A 17,490-nucleotide genomic window follows, 5' to 3' on the forward strand; every position below is an offset into this window, starting at 1 on the left:
CTCTCCCCTAGTCCCCTTGCCCCGTTTCGCGGCCTTGATCTGCTCCCCCGTTGCGCGTGCAGCCTAGAGTCAACGCGCGTAGCGCAACAGGGGGTAGCCGGTTACAAGACAGTTGCCTCTTGCTGACGAGCTGTCGCCGTAGGCTCGTACCCATGACTTCCGACGCGGCGCCGGCCCTCGAACCGGGACGGCAGATCCACACGTATGACGAGCTCTCCCCCGAGCAGGTCCAGGACGTACTGGAGCTCCTCGAGGCCGCCGACCGGGCCGACGGCCTGCACGCCGTGTCCGAGCAGGGGCGGCTCTACCTGCGGCACGGCCGCCGCGAGGGCGTGCGTCACTTCCTGCTCTCCGTCGGCCCGCACCTCTACGGCTACGCCCAACTGGAGGAGACCGACCCGATCGAGGCCCCGGCCGCCGAGCTCGTCGTCCACCCGTCCCACCGCGGCCGCGGCCACGGCCGGGCGCTCGGCACCGCCCTGCTCGCCGCCTCCGGCAAGCGGCTGCGCGTCTGGGCGCACGGCGGCAAGTCGGCGGCCCGGCACCTCGCGCAGGTCCTCGGCCTGACGCTGTTCCGCGAACTCCGCCAGCTGCGGCGGTCCCTGACGCCGCTCGACATCCCGGAGCCGGTCCTGCCCGAGGGCGTCACCGTGCGTACGTTCGTCCCCGGCCAGGACGACACGGCCTGGCTCGCCGTCAACGCGACCGCGTTCGCGCACCACCCGGAGCAGGGCTCGCTCACGCAGCGCGACCTCGACGACCGGACGGCCGAGCCGTGGTTCGACCCGAAGGGCTTCTTCCTCGCGGAGCGGGACGGGAAGCTGATCGGCTACCACTGGACGAAGACGCACGCCGAGGAGCAGCTCGGCGAGGTGTACGTGGTGGGCATCCTGCCCGAGGAGCAGGGCGGCGGCCTCGGCAAGGCGCTCACGGCGATCGGCCTGCGGCACCTGGCGGCGCAGGGGCTGCCGACGGCGATGCTGTACGTGGACGCGGACAACACGGCGGCGGTGCGGGTCTACGAGGGCCTGGGCTTCGCGACGCACGAGGTGGACCTGATGTACCGCACGGAGTCGTAGGACGCGTAACATCTGTTACCCAGGGGGCGGTTGACACCGCCCCCTTCTTTCCACCACCCTTTCACTACTTGATTAGTGAAAGGGTGGTGGAAGGGAACGTGGTCGAGTACCGCATCGACCGGCGCAGTGGCGTCGCCACCTACCTCCAGATCGTCCAGCAGACGAAGCAGGCCCTCCGGATGGGCCTCCTGGAGCCCGGCGACCGACTGCCCACCGCACGCGAGGTCGTCGAATCGACGGCCATCAACCCCAACACGGTCCTCAAGGCCTACCGCGAGCTCGAACGCGAAGGCCTCGTCGAGGCCCGCCGCGGCCTCGGCACCTTCGTCCGCGCCACGCTCGGCACGGGCCCAGCCGACTCGCCCCTGCGCGGCGAACTCACCGACTGGGCCCGCCGCGCCCGCGCCGCCGGAATGGACCGCGAGGACGTGTCCGCGCTCTTCACATCTGTACTGAAGGAACACTTCGAGGGGGACGAATGACCGACCCGGTCATCAAGGCCGAGGGTCTCGGCATGCGCTATCGGCAGCGGGGCAAGACCTGGGCACTCAAGGACTGCACCTTCACCCTGCCCGCGGGCCGGGTAGTCGCCGTCGCCGGCCACAACGGGGCAGGCAAGTCGACCCTCCTCGCTCTCGCTGCGGGCCTGCTGCGGCCCACGGAGGGCCGGATCGAGGCACCCGCGAGGGACCGCCTCTCGTACGTCGCCCAGGACAAGCCCCTGTACGGACAGCTCACCGTGGGCGAGACGCTGAGGATGGGCCGCGAACTCAACCCGGACCGCTGGGACCCCGCCGTCGCCGACCGCGTCGTCGAGACCGGTCCACTGCCCGGGAACGCACGGGTCCATTCCCTCTCCGGCGGCCAGCGCACACGCCTCGCGCTCGCCCTCGCCCTGGGAAAGCGGCCCGAGCTCCTGCTCCTCGACGAACCGATGGCAGACCTCGACCCGCTCGCCAGGCACGAACTCATGGGCGCCCTCATGGCCGACGCCGCCGAGAACGGCACGACCGTCGTCATGTCCTCGCACATCCTGACCGAGCTGGAGGGCGCCTGCGACCACCTGCTCCTCGTCAAGGACGGCCGGATCCGCCTCGACGGCGCGATCGACGACCTGCTCGCCGCGCACACCCTCCTGACCGGTCCGGTGGCCGACCTTGCTCCGCACACCGTCGTCGAATCCCGCACGACGGGCCGTCAACTGACGGCGCTGGTACGCCGAGAGGGCCCGATCGAAGGCCCCTGGGAATCCGCCGAGCCCTCCCTCGAAGAACTCCTCCTCGCCCACCTCCGCGCCTCGCGCGCCCCGGAAGGAGTGCCCGCATGACCGCCCTCACCCTCAAGGGTCCCCACTGGGTGACGGTCCGCCAGCACCGGCGAGCCCTGTGGTGGTCGCTCGCCCTCGTAGCCGCCGCGGTCGCGGTCCTGGTCACCTCCCGCCTGTGGTCCGACAGTGCGGTGGACGCACTGCGCTCGGCAGGCTGCACCGTCGACAGCCCGGACCGGTCCTGTTTCCAGTCCGCCCGCAACTACACCGACGACCAGTGGATCGCCCGGGATCTCGTCAGGTACGCGGCCTTGGGCATGCTCGTCCTACCGGGCCTGCTCGGAGCGTTCGTCGCGGGGCCGATGATCGCCCGCGAGCTGGAGTCGGGGACGTACAAGCTGGCGTGGACGCAGTCCATCAGCCCGGCGCACTGGCTCGCGGCCAAGGTGACGGTACCCGCGGCACTCGCCCTCACGGTCGTCCCCCTGCTGAGCCTGATCTTCTACTGGTCCTGGTCGACGGGCCCCGCCAACGACTTCCCCACCTACTGGTACGAGCCGTGGGTGTTCGTCTCGTACGGCATCGTGCCGGTGGCACACGCGCTCCTGGGTCTGGCCCTGGGTGCCGTCGCCGGCCTCCTCGTCCGGCGTACCGTCATCGCGATGGCTGTCGCGGCGCTGATCACCGGCACGGCACTGGCGGTCCTCGCCTGGCTGCGCGACGGCCTCTGGCCCCTACAGACGCTGACCGGCCACGGACTGTCGCCCAAGGGCGAGGTCTGGCAAGTGGACAGGGGCATGCTCACCGCATCCGGTGAGCGCATCTCCTGGGACGGCTGCTTCGTCGCCCAGCCGCAGAAAGCCGCGCAATGCATGGCCGACCGCGGTGGGGTCGTCGATTTCCTCGACGTCCATCCCGCCTCCCACTACTGGCCGATCCAGCTCGTCGAGACCGGAATCTGCCTCGCCCTCGCCGCCCTCGCCCTGTACGCCGCCTTCCGCGTCCTGCGCGCCCGGCACCCGTAAAGCGTTCACCCCGTAAAGCATTCAACCGGTCAAGAGGGGCGGGGCCCTGACAAGGCCCCGCCCCCGATTCCCGTACGACATGTCGTCGTTACCGGCCATTCAGACGCGCTTGCGACGCTCACGCAATGAAGCGATCCGTGATCACGCCCGGCAGGGCGGTCCTCCCCAAAGGGAGACTCCCCTCCCCCACGGCCCGCTCCGACGCGCACGACGACCTCTTCGCGCGGAAGAATGGGGCCATGAGCCAGCAGCCCGCCGAGGTCCCGGTCCAGTCCTCCGCCACGCCGTCCGCCCAGACGTCCGCGAACGCCTCCGCGAAGTCGTCGACGAAGACCTCTGCGAAGTCGTCCGCGAAGACCGCGAAGACCCCCGCGAAGACGTCCCCCCAGGCGGGCCTCGGCTCCATAGCCGCACACCGCCCCCTCGGCGCGGACGCGACCGACGAGGCCGACGCGGCCACCCTCGCCGGCATGGACGCCGATCCCGACACCTACGTCGCCGACGGCGCACTCGGCGACGAGCTGCCCCAGGGACGCTTCCTCGACCGCGAACGAAGCTGGCTCGCGTTCAACGAACGCGTCCTCGAACTCGCCGAGGACCCGACCACCCCCCTCCTCGAACGAGCGAACTTCCTCGCGATCTTCGCCTCGAACCTCGACGAGTTCTTCATGGTCCGGGTCGCCGGCCTCAAGCGCCGCATCGCCACCGGCGTCGCCACCCGCTCCGCCTCCGGCCTCCAGCCCCGCGAGGTCCTCGAACAGATCTGGACCCGCTCCCGCGAGCTCATGGCCCGCCACGCCGCCTGCTACCAGCAGGACGTGGCGCCGGCCCTGGCCGACGAGGGCATCCACCTCATCCGCTGGCCCGAGCTCACCGAGAAGGAGCAGGCGCGGCTCTTCACCCTCTTCCGCCAGCAGATCTTCCCGGTCCTCACCCCGCTGGCCGTGGACCCGGCCCACCCCTTCCCCTACATCTCCGGCCTGAGCCTCAACCTCGCCGTGGTCGTACGCAACCCGGTCAGCGGCCACCGCCACTTCGCGCGCGTGAAGGTGCCGCCTCTGCTCTCCCGCTTCCTGGAGGCCTCCCCGCAGCGGTACGTCCCCCTGGAGGACGTCATCGCGGCGCACCTGGAGGAGCTCTTCCCCGGCATGGAGGTGCTCGCGCACCACATGTTCCGGGTGACCAGGAACGAGGACCTTGAGGTCGAGGAGGACGACGCCGAGAACCTCCTCCAGGCCCTGGAGAAGGAGCTCATGCGGCGCCGCTTCGGCCCGCCGGTGCGCCTTGAGGTCGAGGAGTCGATCGACCCGTACGTCCTCGACCTCCTCGTGCGCGAGCTGAAGGTCTCGGACGCCGAGGTCTACCCGCTGCCCGGCCCGCTCGACCTCACCGGTCTCTTCGGGATCGCCGGGCAGGACCGGCCCGAGCTGAAGTTCCCGAAGTTCGTCGCGGGCACGCACCGTGACCTGGCCGAGGTCGAGTCGGCGTCCGCGCCGGACATCTTCGCCGCGCTGCGCGAGCGGGACGTGCTGCTCCACCACCCGTACGACAGCTTCTCCACCTCCGTCCAGGCCTTCCTGGAGCAGGCGGCGGCCGACCCCGACGTCCTCGCGATCAAGCAGACGCTCTACCGGACGTCCGGCGACTCCCCGATAGTCGACGCCCTCATCGACGCCGCCGAGTCCGGCAAGCAGGTCCTCGTCCTCGTCGAGATCAAGGCCCGCTTCGACGAGCAGGCCAACATCAAGTGGGCGCGCAAGCTGGAGGAGGCCGGCTGCCACGTCGTCTACGGCCTCGTCGGCCTGAAGACCCACTGCAAGCTGTCGCTGGTCGTCCGCCAGGAGGGCGAGACCCTGCGCCGGTACTCGCACGTCGGCACCGGCAACTACCACCCGAAGACGGCCCGGCTGTACGAGGACCTGGGCCTGCTCACCGCCGACCCCCAGGTCGGCGCGGACCTGTCCGACCTGTTCAACCGCCTCTCCGGCTACTCGCGGCGCGAGACGTACCGGCGTCTGCTCACCGCGCCCAAGTCGCTGCGGGACGGTCTGGTCTCCCGGATCACCAAGGAGATCGCCCACCACCGGGCCGGCCGGCCCGCCTACGTGCGGATCAAGGTCAACTCGATGGTCGACGAGGCGATCATCGACGCCTGCTACCAGGCCTCCCGGGCCGGGGTGCCCGTCGACATCTGGGTCCGCGGCATCTGCGCCGTGCGCCCCGGGGTCACCGGGCTCTCCGAGAACGTCCGGGTCCGCTCGGTCCTCGGCCGCTTCCTGGAGCACTCCCGGGTCTTCGCCTTCGGCAACGGCGGCGAGCCCGAGGTCTGGCTCGGCAGCGCCGACATGATGCACCGCAACCTGGACCGCCGGATCGAGGCCCTCGTGCGGGTCTCGGACCCGGCCCACCGGGCCGCTCTGACCCGGCTCCTGGAGACCGGGATGTCCGACACCACCTCCTCCTGGCACCTCGGCCCCGACGGGAACTGGACGCGGCACGCGACCGACCCCGAGGGCAAGCCGCTGCGGCACGTCCAGGAGATGCTCATCGACGCGCGGAGGCGCCGGCGTGCACAACCTTGACCCCTTGCGGGACGTCACGGCGGGCGAGGTCGTGGCCCCCTATCTCCACGCCCGGGCCGCGGACTTCCTCCGCGGCCTGCGGGTCCACGGCGAGAGCGGCTCCGACTCGGCCGGGGCGGACGAGGCGGCCCGTACGCTGCGGGCCGCCGCCCGCCGGATCAGCGGCACCCTCCACACCTTCCGGCCGCTGCTCGACGCCGCCTGGGCCGACCAGCTGCGGACCGAGCTGGCGTGGCTCTCCGGGACCCTGGCCCTGGAGCAGGCCTGCACGTCCCGGCTCGTCCGCCTGGTGGACGCTCTGTCCCGCCTGTCGAGCACGGGTGGCCCGGTCCCGGCGGCCCGCGGCAGCGAGGGACCCGGGTCGGGCACAGGCTCCGGGGCCGGGGCCGGGACAGGCCTCACCGTCGGCGCCGCCCGCGCCGGCGCCCTCCTCGAACGCCAGCTGACCCTGGCCCGGACCCGCGCCCACTCGGCGGCGCTCCAGGCCCTCGGCTCCGCCCGCTTCCACGCGGTCGCCGACGCCGTCGCCCTCCTCGCCTCCGATGTGCCGCTCGGCCCCGCCGGCTCGGCCCCCGCCATGGAGGTCGTCGACGCGCCCGCCGCGGCCGCCGAGCGGCGCCTCCTCGAATCGGTGGCCGCGCTCCCGCTGACCCGGGCGGCCCACCCGTACAACTCCGACGCCCTCGCCCTCGCCGCCGGCGAGTCCCAGGACGCGCCCTGGCACCGGACCCGGCACCTGCTGCGCCTGCACCGGTACGCCTCCGAGGTCCTGCACACCGGCGGCGAGCCCGACCCCGTCCTGTACGAGTCCGCCCGCGCCCTGGACCGGCACCGCGACGCCGCCGAGGCCGCGGGGGCCGCCGCCACGGCGGCCCGCACCCCCCGGATCGCCCCGGCGACGGCGTACGCCCTCGGAGTCCTCCACGCCGACCAGCGCCACGAGGTCGAAGCGGCCCGCTTCGCCTTCCAGCACGCCTGGCGAAGAGCGACAGCCCCGGTCCTGTGAGCTCCCCGCCGCCGATCCTCGCCGCCGGGTGCGTCCTCTGGCGCCCGGCGGTTTCCGGCCACGGCATCGAGATCGCCCTGGTCCACCGACCGAAGTACGACGACTGGTCGCACCCGAAAGGGAAACGGAAGCGCGGGGAGACCGCGGAGGCCTGCGCGCTGCGCGAGGTCCTGGAGGAGACGGGTCAGCGCTGCGCGCTCGGCCCCCGCCTGCCCACGGCCCGCTACACGGTGGCCGACCGCCCCAAGGAGGTCGTCTACTGGGCGGCCCGGGCCCTCGGCGGCACCTTCACGCCCGACCACGAGGTCGACAGCCTCGTCTGGCTGCCGCCGACTGAAGCCCGTGCACGCCTCACACAGCCCCGCGACCGCGAGCTCCTCGACGCCGCCGTGGCGACCTCACGCCACTGACCCCCCGCCCGGAACGTCCACACCCGGGCTTCCGGCACGGTTCACTTCCCGTTCACTCTCTTCGGTCGACCGCTTCACCTGTTCTGCCTAATTTCGGACTCACACGGTGCACGGAGCACAGCGATGCACCACCAACCGACACACGCCGCCGTAGAAACGGTCGGGACATCGGGTCCGCGGCAAGGCGGCTTCTGGAAGGAACACCCGAAAGTGAAGCTTTCGCGCAAGAACGGGCTTCGCGCCTCCGCGATCGGTGCCCTCGTCGTCTCCGGCGCCCTGGTCCTCTCGGCGTGTGGCTCGGACAACAACACGGAGACCCCGGCGAAGGAGGGCGGCAAGGCGACGACCTCCGCCGCCGCGTCGAACATCGCGTGCGAGGGCGCCAAGGGCCAGCTGCTCGCCGCCGGCTCCAGCGCGCAGAAGAACGCGATGGACCTCTGGGTCAAGAACTTCCAGGCCGCCTGCTCCGGCGTCGAGATCAACTACCAGTCCATCGGTTCCGGTGGCGGCATCACCAAGTTCAACCAGGGCCAGGTCGCCTTCGCGGGCTCCGACTCCGCCCTGAAGGACGAAGAGGTCGCCGAGTCGCAGAAGATCTGCAAGACCGGCAAGGGCGTCAACCTCCCGATGGTCGGCGGACCCATCGCCATCGGCTACAAGCTGGACGGCGTGGACAACCTCGTCCTGGACGCCTCCACCATCGCCAAGATCTTCGACAACAAGATCACCAAGTGGAACGACCCGGCGATCGCCAAGCTGAACCCGGGCGCCAAGCTCCCCGACTCCACCATCCAGGCCTTCCACCGCTCGGACGAGTCGGGCACCACCCAGAACCTGGGCAAGTACCTCTCCACCGCCGCCGCGGCCGACTGGAAGCACGACCCGAAGTCGAAGTCGTGGCCCGCCCAGGGTGGCCAGGCCGCCAACGGATCCTCCGGTGTCGCCACCGCGGTCAAGGACTCCGAGGGCTCCATCGGCTACTTCGAGCTCTCGTACGCCACCGCGAACAAGATCTCCACGGTCAGCATCGCCACCGGTGCCGCCGCCCCGGTCGCCGCCACCACGGACAACGCCTCCAAGGCCATCGCCGCCGCCAAGATCAAGGGCACGGGCAACGACATGGCCCTCTCCCTCGACTACGCGACCAAGGCCGAAGGCGCGTACCCGATCGTCCTCGTCACGTACGAGATCGCCTGCGACAAGGGCAACAAGGCGGAGACCCTGCCGACCCTGAAGGCGTTCCTCAACTACGCCGTGAGCGAGGAGGGCCAGAAGGTCCTCGCCGAGGCCGACTACGCCCCGCTCCCGGCCGAGATCGCGGCCAAGGTCCGCGCGATCGTCCCCACCCTGTCCTGACCCCCGGCCGGTTCCGGCCCCTCACCTGAAGGGGCCGGGCCCGGCATCCGGTGCACCGCCGCCAGGAGCCCGCACATCCGTACGGGCACCGCAGACCGGAGAAGCAGATGGCTACCACCACACCAGACATACAGAGGAACAGGCGCGCCAAGAGCGCGTCCCGCCCCGGTGACCGCATCTTCAGCGGTCTGTCCCGAGGCTCCGGCATCACCCTCCTCGTGATCATGGCCGCGATCGCCGGCTTCCTCACCTACCGCGCCGTCCTCGCGATCTCGAAGGACAGCACCAGCTTCTTCACCACCTTCGAGTGGAACCCCGCCGGCGACCCGCCGGTCTTCGGCATCGCCGTCCTCGCCTTCGGCACGGTCGTCTCCTCGATCATCGCGATGGCGATCGCCGTGCCCGTCGCGATCGGCATCGCGCTCTTCATCTCGCACTACGCACCGCGCAAGCTGGCCAAGCCGCTCGCGTACGTGGTCGACCTGCTCGCCGCCGTGCCCAGCATCATCTACGGCCTCTGGGGCGCGATCTTCCTCGTCCCGTACCTGGACGGCCTGAACCTCTGGCTCGACGAGTACCTGGGCTGGACGTACATCTTCGACAAGGCCAACGAGGGCCCCGCCCGCTCGCTCTTCACCGTCGGCATCCTGCTGGCGATCATGATCCTGCCGATCATCACCAACGTGACCCGTGAGGTCTTCCTCCAGGTCCCGAAGATGCACGAAGAGGCAGCCCTCGCCCTCGGCGCCACGCGCTGGGAGGTCATCCGCATGTCGGTGCTGCCCTTCGGCCGCTCCGGCATCATCTCCGCGTCCATGCTGGGCCTCGGCCGCGCACTCGGCGAGACGATGGCCGTGGCCGTCGTCCTCTCCCCCAGCTTCCTCCTCTCGGGCCACCTGCTCGACCCGGGCGGCGGCACCTTCGCGCAGAACATCGCCGCCAAGTTCAACGAGGCGAACGAGTACGGCCGGGACGCGCTGATCGCGTCCGGTCTCGTCCTCTTCGTCATCACCCTGCTGGTCAACGGCGCCGCCCGCTGGATCATCGGCCGCCGCAAGGAGTACTCGGGGGCCGCGGCATGAGCCACGCCATACAGGAACGTCCGGTCACCGTCGCCCCCGGGCGCGGACCCCTCTCCCACGCCCGCCTCCCGCGCTGGACCCCGGCCGCCGTCGCCGTCTTCTCCATCGCCGCGGGCATCGGGATCGGCCTCGCCGCCGGCTGGCACAGCAAGGTCCAGTGGGGCATGCTCGCCGCCCTGCTCTTCGTCCTCACGACGTACGCCGTCACCACCAAGGTCGAGGGCAGCCGCCAGGCCAAGGACCGCGTCGCGACCAGCCTCGTCTGGGTCTGCTTCGTCCTCGCCGTCGTCCCGCTGCTCTCCCTCGCCTGGGTCACGATCAGCAAGGGAATGGCCGTCCTCGACGTCTACTTCCTGACCCACTCGATGAACGGCGTCCTCGACGCCGAGGCCGGCGGCGGTGTCTACCACGCCCTCCTCGGCACCATCGAGCAGGTCGGCATCGCGACGCTGATCGCGGCCCCGATCGGCCTCCTGACCGCGGTCTACCTCGTCGAGTACGGCGGCGGGAAGCTCGCCCAGGCCGTCACCTTCTTCGTCGACGTCATGACGGGCATCCCGTCGATCGTCGCCGGCCTCTTCATCCTCGCCACCTGGAACCTGATGCTGGGCTTCGGCCCCTCCGGTTTCGCCGGCGCGATGGCCCTCGCCATCCTGATGATGCCGGTCGTCGTCCGCTCCACCGAGGAAATGCTCAAGCTCGTCCCGAACGAGCTCCGCGAGGCCTCCCTCGCCCTCGGCATCCCCAAGTGGCGGACGATCCTGAAGGTGGTCCTGCCCACCGCGATCGGCGGCATCACCACGGGCGTCATGCTCGCGGTCGCCCGCATCACCGGTGAGACGGCCCCCGTCCTGCTCCTCGTGTTCGGTACGAAGCTCATCAACCCGAACCCCTTCGAAGGCGCCCAGTCCTCCCTGCCGCTCTACGTGTACGAGCAGTACGCGGTCGGCACCGACGCCTCGGTGGCCCGTGCCTGGGCCGCCGCGCTCGTCCTGATCGCCTTCGTCATGATCCTCAACCTGGTGGCCCGCGGCATCGCCCGCTGGAAGGCCCCGAAGACCGGCCGCTGACCGCGGCAATAGGAAGTGATTCACATGGCCAAGCGCATCGACGTCAGCGGCCTCTCCGCCTTCTACGGCGCCCACAAGGCGATCGACGACATCTCCATGACCGTCGAGCCCCGCTCCGTGACGGCCTTCATCGGCCCCTCCGGCTGCGGCAAGTCCACCTTCCTGCGCACCCTGAACCGCATGCACGAGGTCACCCCCGGTGGCCGCGTCGAGGGCAAGGTGATGCTGGACGACGAGAACCTGTACGGCTCGAACGTCGACCCGGTCGCCGTGCGCCGCACGGTCGGCATGGTCTTCCAGCGCCCCAACCCCTTCCCCACCATGTCGATCTTCGACAACGTGGCGGCGGGCCTGCGCCTGAACGGCAAGTACAAGAAGTCGGCGCTCAGCGACATCGTCGAGAAGTCCCTCAAGGGCGCGAACCTCTGGAACGAGGTCAAGGACCGCCTGAACAAGCCGGGCTCCGGCCTCTCCGGCGGTCAGCAGCAGCGTCTGTGCATCGCCCGGGCCATCGCCGTCGAGCCGGACGTCCTGCTCATGGACGAGCCCTGCTCGGCCCTCGACCCGATCTCCACCCTCGCCATCGAGGACCTGATCGGCGAGCTGAAGGAGCGCTTCACGATCGTCATCGTGACGCACAACATGCAGCAGGCCGCCCGCGTCTCCGACCGCACGGCCTTCTTCAACCTGGCGGCCGTCGGCCAGCCCGGCAAGCTCATCGAGCTGGACGACACCGAGCGCATCTTCTCCAACCCGAGCGTCCAGGCGACCGAGGACTACATCTCCGGCCGCTTCGGATAAAGACTCGTCCTGCGGTGCTGCATGGCGGTGCCACCGTAAGACGAAGGGCCCGGCTCCCCCACAGGGGAGCCGGGCCCGACCATTTCCGGCCATCCGTCAGCCGAAGACGGCGCCGCCCGTCAGCCGAAGAACAGCTGCACCACGTAGAAGCTCGCGGCAGCGACCAGCGCAGCGGCCGGCATCGTGATGAACCAGCCCAGGATGATGTTCTTGGCGACACCCCACCGCACCGCGTTGACGCGCTTCGTCGCGCCGACGCCCATGATCGCGGAGGTGATGACGTGCGTCGTCGAGATCGGCGCGTGGAAGAGGAACGCCGAGCCGAACATGATCGACGCACCCGTCGTCTCCGCCGCGAAACCCTGCGGCGGGTCCAGCTCGATGATCTTGCGGCCGAGCGTCCGCATGATGCGCCAGCCGCCCGCGTACGTACCGAGCGAGAGCATCACGGCACAGGCGACCTTCACCCACACCGGGATGTCGTCACCCGCCTGCTGCACGTCGGCGATGACCAGGGCCATCACCACGATGCCCATCGTCTTCTGCGCGTCCTGCAGACCGTGACCGAGCGCCATGCCGGCCGCCGACACCGTCTGCGCGATACGGAAGCCGCGCTTGGCCTTGTGCGGGTTGGTCTTGCGGAACATCCACATGATCGCGCACATGACCAGGTAACCGGCGACGAGACCGACGACCGGTGAGATGAACATCGGGATGACGACCTTGTCGAGGACGCCGCCCCAGAGCACCTCGGTGCCACCGGCCAGAGCCGCGCCCACCATGCCGCCGAACAGGGCGTGCGAGGAGGAGGACGGCAGACCGAAGTACCAGGTGACGAGGTTCCAGATGATCGCGCCCACCAGCGCGGCGAAGAGGATGCCCATCCCCTTGTCGCCGGTCGGGGTCTCGATGAGCCCCTCACTGACGGTCTTGGCGACCCCGCTGCCCATGAAGGCACCCGCGAGGTTCATGACCGCGGCCATCGCCAGCGCCGCCCGGGGGGTCAGCGCCCGGGTCGACACCGAGGTGGCGATGGCGTTGGCGGAGTCGTGGAATCCGTTCGTATACGTGAAGCCGAGCGCGACACCGATGGTCACGATCAGAGCAAAGGTGTCCACGAAGCCTCAGGACTCCTTGACCGCGATGGTCTCCACCGTGTTGGCGACGTGCTCGAACGCGTCGGCCGCCTCTTCCAGCACATCGACGATCTGCTTGAGCTTGAGCACCTCGATGGCGTCGTACTTGCCGTTGAAGAGCGTCGCGAGCAGCTTGCGGTGGATCTGGTCGGCCTGGTTCTCCAGACGGTTGACCTCGATCCAGTACTCGGTGAGGTTGGCCATCGTCCGCAGGTTCGGCATGGCCTCGGCGGTCAGCTCCGCCGCCCGGGCCAGGACCTCGATCTGCTGCTCGACACCCTTGGGGAGTTCCTCGACGTTGTAGAGGACGACCAGGTCGACGGCCTCCTCCATGAAGTCCATGATGTCGTCGAGGGACGACGCGAGGTTGTAGATGTCCTCACGGTCGAAGGGCGTGATGAAGGAGGAGTTCAGCTGGTGGAAGATCGCGTGGGTGGCGTCGTCGCCTGCGTGCTCCGCTGCCCGCATCCGCTCCGCGATCTCGGCCCGGGCGGAAGGCTCCGCTCCGAGCAGTTCCATCAGGAGCTTGGAGCCCGTGACGATGTTGTCCGCGGACGCGGCGAACATGTCGTAGAAGCTCGTCTCCCTGGGGGTCAGACGAAATCGCACGTGAGGTCCTCGGGGTGCTGGGTTTCGGTCAGGCTGATGCTAGGCGCATCATCCAGCCACGGCTAACCGGCGTCCTCTCAGTGTCGCCCATCAGGCACAGTGAACTGCACGGGCCCCCGCCCGGATCGGCGGGGATCGGTACCATATACCCACGAGGGGTATACCACCCCTTTCTGGACAACGGGAGGACGCGATGACGACCACCGAGGCGGACCAGGTCACCCCCGAGCCCGTCGAGGCTGTCGGGGCAGTCGAGCCTGCCGACCACGACCACGGCGTGCACGGCTACCACAAGCAGAAGGACGAGCACCTCAAGCGGCTCCGCCGGATCGAGGGCCAGATCCGCGGCCTCCAGCGGATGGTCGACGAGGACGTCTACTGCATCGACATACTCACCCAGGTGTCGGCGTCGACGAAGGCGCTCCAGTCGTTCGCCCTCCAGCTCCTGGAGGAGCACCTGCGGCACTGCGTCGCGGACGCGGCCACGAAGGGCGGCGAGGGCATCGACGCCAAGGTCGAGGAGGCCACCAAGGCCATCGCCCGCATGATGCGCACCTGAGCGGGCGTCCTCGTCGTACGGGACGGGGGGCCGGACGGTCAGTGTTCCCGTACGGCCCGCTCGGCGGCGACCCGCAGGACCTCGTCGATCCGGTCGGCGCTGAGGCGCTCCCCGTCCGCGGTGGAAGCGGCGATGATCAGTTCGCCGCACAGCTCGATCTCGGCGAGGGCGACACGGTCCGGGTCCGCGGAAACGGTCGCTGTACCGGGCGGGGCCACGTGCGGTCACCTCTTCCTGCCGGCTTCTGTCTCCCAGGTTCCCGGAGGTCTCCCAGCGTAGGGAGAGGGCGTGCCGGGGCGCATGACACGTCCGGACCATTTGGCGATGGTCCGAACCACCCGGGCCCGGCCGCGCCCCCGGTCAGGCCTTGATCTTCCCGGCGTAGATGTCCCGCCGGTCCGGCAGCGTCACCTGCACGGTGACCCCGAAGCCGTACAGCAGGGTGGTCGACGCGACCGCGACCGTGCGGCCCTGGTTGCTGAAGCTGAACTGATGGCGGACCTTCCGCAGCCGGCCCTCCGCGTCCAGATACGCGTCGAAGGGCACCGTGTCCTTGGCGAACCCTTTCGCCGCCGCGGCGAGCGCCCCGCGCAGCTGCGGCGAGGCGACGCGCGACGCGTCGGCGATGTCGGCGACGCCGCGGTAGTGGCCGACTTTCACCCCTGCCAGATCGACCTCGCCGAGGTACGTGGCCTCCCGGGCGCCCCGCAGCAGCTCCGCCGCGGCCGCCGGGTCGGTGGCCCCGCCCGTGACGAGGTTGCCGTCGTCGAGGGCGGTGGTGTCGACGCGGACCCACTTGTCGGCGGGCACGCCCGCGCCCCGGTTCTTCATGTAGAGGGCGCCGGGGGTGAGGAGCTCGGTGATGGGCCGGTGCTCGTCGGCCCCGGCCGCGTCCTTGGGCAGCACCACCTGGAGCCGGCCGGTGCGGCGGCGGAAGTCGTAGCCGCCCTCGCCCCGGATGGTGACCCGGGTCCCCCCGGCGGCCATCTCCATGGAGGTGCTCGCCTTGGCGGTTCCGGCCCTGGTCAGCGCGTCGGCCGCGTTCCGTACGGCGAGAAGGGGGTCCATCGCGGGCTTCGGGTCCTCGGGGGCGCCGCAGCCCGTGACCGCCGAACCCCCGACGAGTGAGCCGACCAGCGCGGCGGTGACGGCGAACGCCCCGCTCCCGCGACCGTGCGGACGCCCGTACCGCTGCACCACCATCGTCTGCCAACCCCCAACGCCTCACCGCTGTTTGCCCGGGACCCGCACGCCCCCCGGCCCCGCGGGCCTGGGAACGCCCGATCCGGATAACGACGGCCCGGGCGAGCCGTCACGCGCAGTACGGTGGTGGTGTGCACGCGGAGTCCTCCCCCCACACGACCACGACGACGGAGCGCGGCTCGTTCGCGCTGGCCAGGTGCAGCTGCGGCTGGTCGGGACCGGCCCGCAGATCGCGGGAGCGAGCCCGCACGGACGCCTCGGAACACCGCGACACGGCGACGCCGGCCGGCGCCCCTCAGCACTAGAGGAGGCTGCTCAGGCCCTAGGCGGCGAGGTCGTTCTGGGTGGTCCCGGTGGCGGGGCCGCCGAGCCGGGGCTCGGGGATGCCGACGGTCTCCGGCTGCTGCGGTCCCGCGGCCTTCCTGGAGCGGACGAGCACGGCGCCGCGGCCGGAGCGGGCGACGGCGGAGACGACGGGGGTCAGAAGGGCGAGCGCGACGGGCGCGAGGAGCAGCGCCACCGCCGTGCCGAGGGCGAAGCCGCCGATGACGTCGGTGGGGTAGTGGACGCCCATGTAGACCCGCGCGAAGCCCTCGGTGAGGGCTAGGCCGATGGCGGCGAGGCCGAACTTGCGGTGGGCGACGAAGAGGCCGACGCCGAGCGCCATGGCCATCGTGGCGTGATCGCTGACGAACGAGAAGTCGGTCTTGCCCGCGACGAGGACCTCAAGGCCCTGGTGGTCGTTGAACGGCCTGGGGCGCTCGACGAAGCCCCGGATGGGGATGTTGACGAGAAGGGCGACACCGGCGGCCAGCGGGGCCCAGACGAGCCCGGCGACGGCCGAGACGGAGTCCGCGAGGGTGCCGCCGCGGCGGACGCTCCACCAGCACCAGAGCACGACGAGGACCATCCCGAGCATGATCCCGTACTCGCCGACGAACTCCATGACGCGGTCGAACCACGGCGGAGCGGCCTTCGCCAGCCCGTTGATGTCGTAGAGCAGGCTGACATCGGGGTTGGCGCCGTCCGATGCGAGTCCAGCCATCTGCTGCGGCCCCTTGCTTCTCGTGTCTGTCTTCCCACCCCCGTGGTCAGAGCGTTCGGATCAGGGAACGAACTGCTTGAGGCGTGCGTTCCGCTCTCTTCGGTGGATCATGACGACGTTATCGAAGAGTGACGGTGCACCGCAGCTCAGGGCCATGGCATGACGGAGAGTTCCGGCCATGTCCCTTACGACTGCCTTGCGACCCGACGGCCCGTCTCCTGCCCCTAGGTCTGCGGGAGATGGGTGGGAAGCGCGGCCGCGCCGTCCTTCGTGACGCGGGTCGCGCCGAAGTAGTCCGGGGTGTCGATCCGCGTGAAGCGGATCACCGCCCCGGTGCGCGGCGCGTCGATCATGTACCCGCCTCCGACGTAGATGCCGACGTGCCGGATGGCCCGCGAGTTCGTCAGGTCGTCGGAGAAGAACACGAGGTCGCCGGGGAGGAGCTCCTCCCGGCTCGGGTGCGGCCCGGCGTTGTACTGGTCGTTGGCGACGCGCGGCAGCTCGATGCCGACGCTCAGGTACGCGGCCTGGGTGAGCCCGGAGCAGTCGAACCGGCCGCCCTGCGCGGCCGTGCCCGTACCGCCCCAGAGATAGGGGGTGCCGAGCTTCCCCTGGGCGTAGTGGATGGCCCCGGCGGCCTGCCGGGAGGGGTCGACGCGGCCCACCGGCCGGGCGAAGCTCTTCTCCAGGGAGCGGATGATCCGCACGTAGTTCTGGGTCTCGCTGATGGGCGGCACCCCGCGGTACTTGATGACCCGGTACGCGCCCGCGTTGTACGCGGCCAGCATGTTGTTCGCCGGGTCCCCCGGCACGTTCTTCACGTAGCCGGCGAGCTCGCAGTCGTACGAGGCGGCCGAGGGGATCGCGTCCTTGGGGTCCCAGATGTCCCGGTCGCCGTCCCCGTCGCCGTCGATGCCGTGGCCGGCCCAGGTCCCGGGGATGAACTGGGCGATGCCGCGGGCGTCGGCGGAGGAGACGGCCCGCGGGTTCCAGCCGCTCTCCTGGTAGAGCTGCGCGGCGAGCAGGGCGGGGTTGATCGCGGGGCAGAGGTTGCCCCACTTCTGCACGAGCCCCTGGTAGAGGGCGGGAACGGAGCCCTTGGCCAGCCCCACGGTGCCGTTCTTGCCGCTGCCCGCGCCGCCGATGAGACCGGCCGCCGCGGAGTACGTCCCGACGACGAGCAGTGCGACAAAGCCGAGGCAGACCCCGAGGGACCCGCCGGCCACCAGCCACGCCTTGCCAGCCCTACGCACCGTCAAC

The 17,490-nt window shown here is 70.5% G+C and carries 18 protein-coding genes; 12 read left to right on the plus strand and 6 right to left on the minus strand.

The window, feature by feature from the left end; translation table 11 throughout:
* Positions 1–152: 152 nt before the first annotated feature.
* From mshD to pstB, 11 genes are all read left to right on the plus strand, one after another.
* A complete protein-coding gene (gene mshD, locus DEJ46_RS18385; protein WP_150267841.1) occupies positions 153–1,079 on the plus strand; it encodes a mycothiol synthase in 927 nt (308 codons plus the stop codon).
* A 98-nt stretch (positions 1,080–1,177) separates the two neighbouring features.
* Positions 1,178–1,561, plus strand: coding sequence for a GntR family transcriptional regulator (locus tag DEJ46_RS18390; RefSeq protein ID WP_150267843.1), 384 nt, complete (start codon positions 1,178–1,180; stop codon positions 1,559–1,561).
* Positions 1,558–2,406: an ABC transporter ATP-binding protein gene (locus tag DEJ46_RS18395; RefSeq protein ID WP_150267845.1), complete on the plus strand. Its 849-nt coding sequence runs from the start codon at positions 1,558–1,560 to the stop codon at positions 2,404–2,406. Before DEJ46_RS18390 ends, DEJ46_RS18395 begins: the two co-directional genes overlap by 4 nt.
* Positions 2,403–3,371, plus strand: coding sequence for an ABC transporter permease (locus DEJ46_RS18400; protein ID WP_223834758.1), 969 nt, complete (start codon positions 2,403–2,405; stop codon positions 3,369–3,371). Before DEJ46_RS18395 ends, DEJ46_RS18400 begins: the two co-directional genes overlap by 4 nt.
* Before the next feature lie 239 nt (positions 3,372–3,610).
* Positions 3,611–5,953: an RNA degradosome polyphosphate kinase gene (locus tag DEJ46_RS18405; protein WP_411757761.1), complete on the plus strand. Its 2,343-nt coding sequence runs from the start codon at positions 3,611–3,613 to the stop codon at positions 5,951–5,953.
* On the plus strand, positions 5,940–6,959 hold the full coding sequence (locus DEJ46_RS18410) for a CHAD domain-containing protein (protein ID WP_150267847.1): 1,020 nt from the start codon (positions 5,940–5,942) through the stop codon (positions 6,957–6,959). Before DEJ46_RS18405 ends, DEJ46_RS18410 begins: the two co-directional genes overlap by 14 nt.
* Positions 6,956–7,369, plus strand: coding sequence for an NUDIX hydrolase (locus tag DEJ46_RS18415; protein WP_150267849.1), 414 nt, complete (start codon positions 6,956–6,958; stop codon positions 7,367–7,369). The genes DEJ46_RS18410 and DEJ46_RS18415 overlap by 4 nt, the downstream gene beginning before the upstream one ends.
* Before the next feature lie 210 nt (positions 7,370–7,579).
* On the plus strand, positions 7,580–8,725 hold the full coding sequence (gene pstS, locus DEJ46_RS18420; RefSeq protein ID WP_150267851.1) for a phosphate ABC transporter substrate-binding protein PstS: 1,146 nt from the start codon (positions 7,580–7,582) through the stop codon (positions 8,723–8,725).
* Between the two features lie 107 nt (positions 8,726–8,832).
* Positions 8,833–9,807: a phosphate ABC transporter permease subunit PstC gene (pstC, locus tag DEJ46_RS18425; RefSeq protein ID WP_150267853.1), complete on the plus strand. Its 975-nt coding sequence runs from the start codon at positions 8,833–8,835 to the stop codon at positions 9,805–9,807.
* Complete coding sequence (gene pstA, locus DEJ46_RS18430; RefSeq protein ID WP_150267855.1) at positions 9,804–10,877, plus strand: phosphate ABC transporter permease PstA; 1,074 nt, start codon at positions 9,804–9,806, stop codon at positions 10,875–10,877. The genes pstC and pstA overlap by 4 nt, the downstream gene beginning before the upstream one ends.
* A 24-nt stretch (positions 10,878–10,901) precedes the next feature.
* Positions 10,902–11,678: a phosphate ABC transporter ATP-binding protein PstB gene (gene pstB, locus DEJ46_RS18435; protein WP_150267856.1), complete on the plus strand. Its 777-nt coding sequence runs from the start codon at positions 10,902–10,904 to the stop codon at positions 11,676–11,678.
* 119 nt (positions 11,679–11,797) lie between these two features.
* Here the strand turns inward: pstB and DEJ46_RS18440 are convergent, their stop codons facing one another.
* Positions 11,798–12,796, minus strand: coding sequence for an inorganic phosphate transporter (locus DEJ46_RS18440; RefSeq protein ID WP_150267858.1), 999 nt, complete (start codon positions 12,794–12,796; stop codon positions 11,798–11,800).
* A 6-nt stretch (positions 12,797–12,802) separates the two neighbouring features.
* The gene (locus tag DEJ46_RS18445) at positions 12,803–13,423 is read right to left on the minus strand and encodes a DUF47 domain-containing protein (RefSeq protein WP_015035093.1); all 621 of its coding nucleotides are present in this window, start codon (positions 13,421–13,423) and stop codon (positions 12,803–12,805) included.
* A 193-nt stretch (positions 13,424–13,616) separates the two neighbouring features.
* Here DEJ46_RS18445 and DEJ46_RS18450 point away from each other — a divergent pair, with 193 nt between their 5' ends.
* Positions 13,617–13,982, plus strand: coding sequence for a metal-sensitive transcriptional regulator (locus tag DEJ46_RS18450; protein ID WP_150267860.1), 366 nt, complete (start codon positions 13,617–13,619; stop codon positions 13,980–13,982).
* A gap of 38 nt (positions 13,983–14,020) precedes the next feature.
* Here DEJ46_RS18450 and DEJ46_RS18455 read toward each other — a convergent pair whose 3' ends face one another.
* From DEJ46_RS18455 to DEJ46_RS18470, 4 genes are all read right to left on the minus strand, one after another.
* Positions 14,021–14,200 (minus strand): hypothetical protein, encoded by a 180-nt coding sequence (locus tag DEJ46_RS18455; protein ID WP_150267862.1) that lies wholly within the window; start codon positions 14,198–14,200, stop codon positions 14,021–14,023.
* Between the two features lie 142 nt (positions 14,201–14,342).
* Positions 14,343–15,185 carry a hypothetical protein gene (locus DEJ46_RS18460; RefSeq protein ID WP_150267864.1) on the minus strand — a complete coding sequence of 281 codons (843 nt, stop codon included), beginning with the start codon at positions 15,183–15,185 and terminating at the stop codon, positions 14,343–14,345.
* A 322-nt stretch (positions 15,186–15,507) separates the two neighbouring features.
* Complete coding sequence (locus DEJ46_RS18465) at positions 15,508–16,230, minus strand: phosphatase PAP2 family protein (RefSeq protein WP_150267866.1); 723 nt, start codon at positions 16,228–16,230, stop codon at positions 15,508–15,510.
* Between the two features lie 224 nt (positions 16,231–16,454).
* Positions 16,455–17,456, minus strand: coding sequence for an NlpC/P60 family protein (locus DEJ46_RS18470; protein WP_411757762.1), 1,002 nt, complete (start codon positions 17,454–17,456; stop codon positions 16,455–16,457).
* Positions 17,457–17,490 lie beyond the last annotated feature (34 nt).

Source organism: Streptomyces venezuelae (assembly GCF_008642375.1).
Taxonomy (GTDB): domain Bacteria; phylum Actinomycetota; class Actinomycetes; order Streptomycetales; family Streptomycetaceae; genus Streptomyces; species Streptomyces venezuelae_G.

Bases quoted from the DNA above. Each gene is read 5' to 3' on its own strand.
- mshD (WP_150267841.1), top strand. From the start codon at position 153: ATGACTTCCGACGCGGCGCCGGCCCTCGAACCGGGACGGCAGATCCAC.
- DEJ46_RS18395 (WP_150267845.1), top strand. From the start codon at position 1,558: ATGACCGACCCGGTCATCAAGGCCGAGGGTCTCGGCATGCGCTATCGG.
- DEJ46_RS18400 (WP_223834758.1), top strand. From the start codon at position 2,403: ATGACCGCCCTCACCCTCAAGGGTCCCCACTGGGTGACGGTCCGCCAG.
- DEJ46_RS18405 (WP_411757761.1), top strand. From the start codon at position 3,611: ATGAGCCAGCAGCCCGCCGAGGTCCCGGTCCAGTCCTCCGCCACGCCG.
- pstC (WP_150267853.1), top strand. From the start codon at position 8,833: ATGGCTACCACCACACCAGACATACAGAGGAACAGGCGCGCCAAGAGC.
- pstA (WP_150267855.1), top strand. From the start codon at position 9,804: ATGAGCCACGCCATACAGGAACGTCCGGTCACCGTCGCCCCCGGGCGC.
- pstB (WP_150267856.1), top strand. From the start codon at position 10,902: ATGGCCAAGCGCATCGACGTCAGCGGCCTCTCCGCCTTCTACGGCGCC.
- DEJ46_RS18450 (WP_150267860.1), top strand. From the start codon at position 13,617: ATGACGACCACCGAGGCGGACCAGGTCACCCCCGAGCCCGTCGAGGCT.
- DEJ46_RS18460 (WP_150267864.1), bottom strand. From the start codon at position 15,185: ATGGTGGTGCAGCGGTACGGGCGTCCGCACGGTCGCGGGAGCGGGGCG.
- DEJ46_RS18465 (WP_150267866.1), bottom strand. From the start codon at position 16,230: ATGGCTGGACTCGCATCGGACGGCGCCAACCCCGATGTCAGCCTGCTC.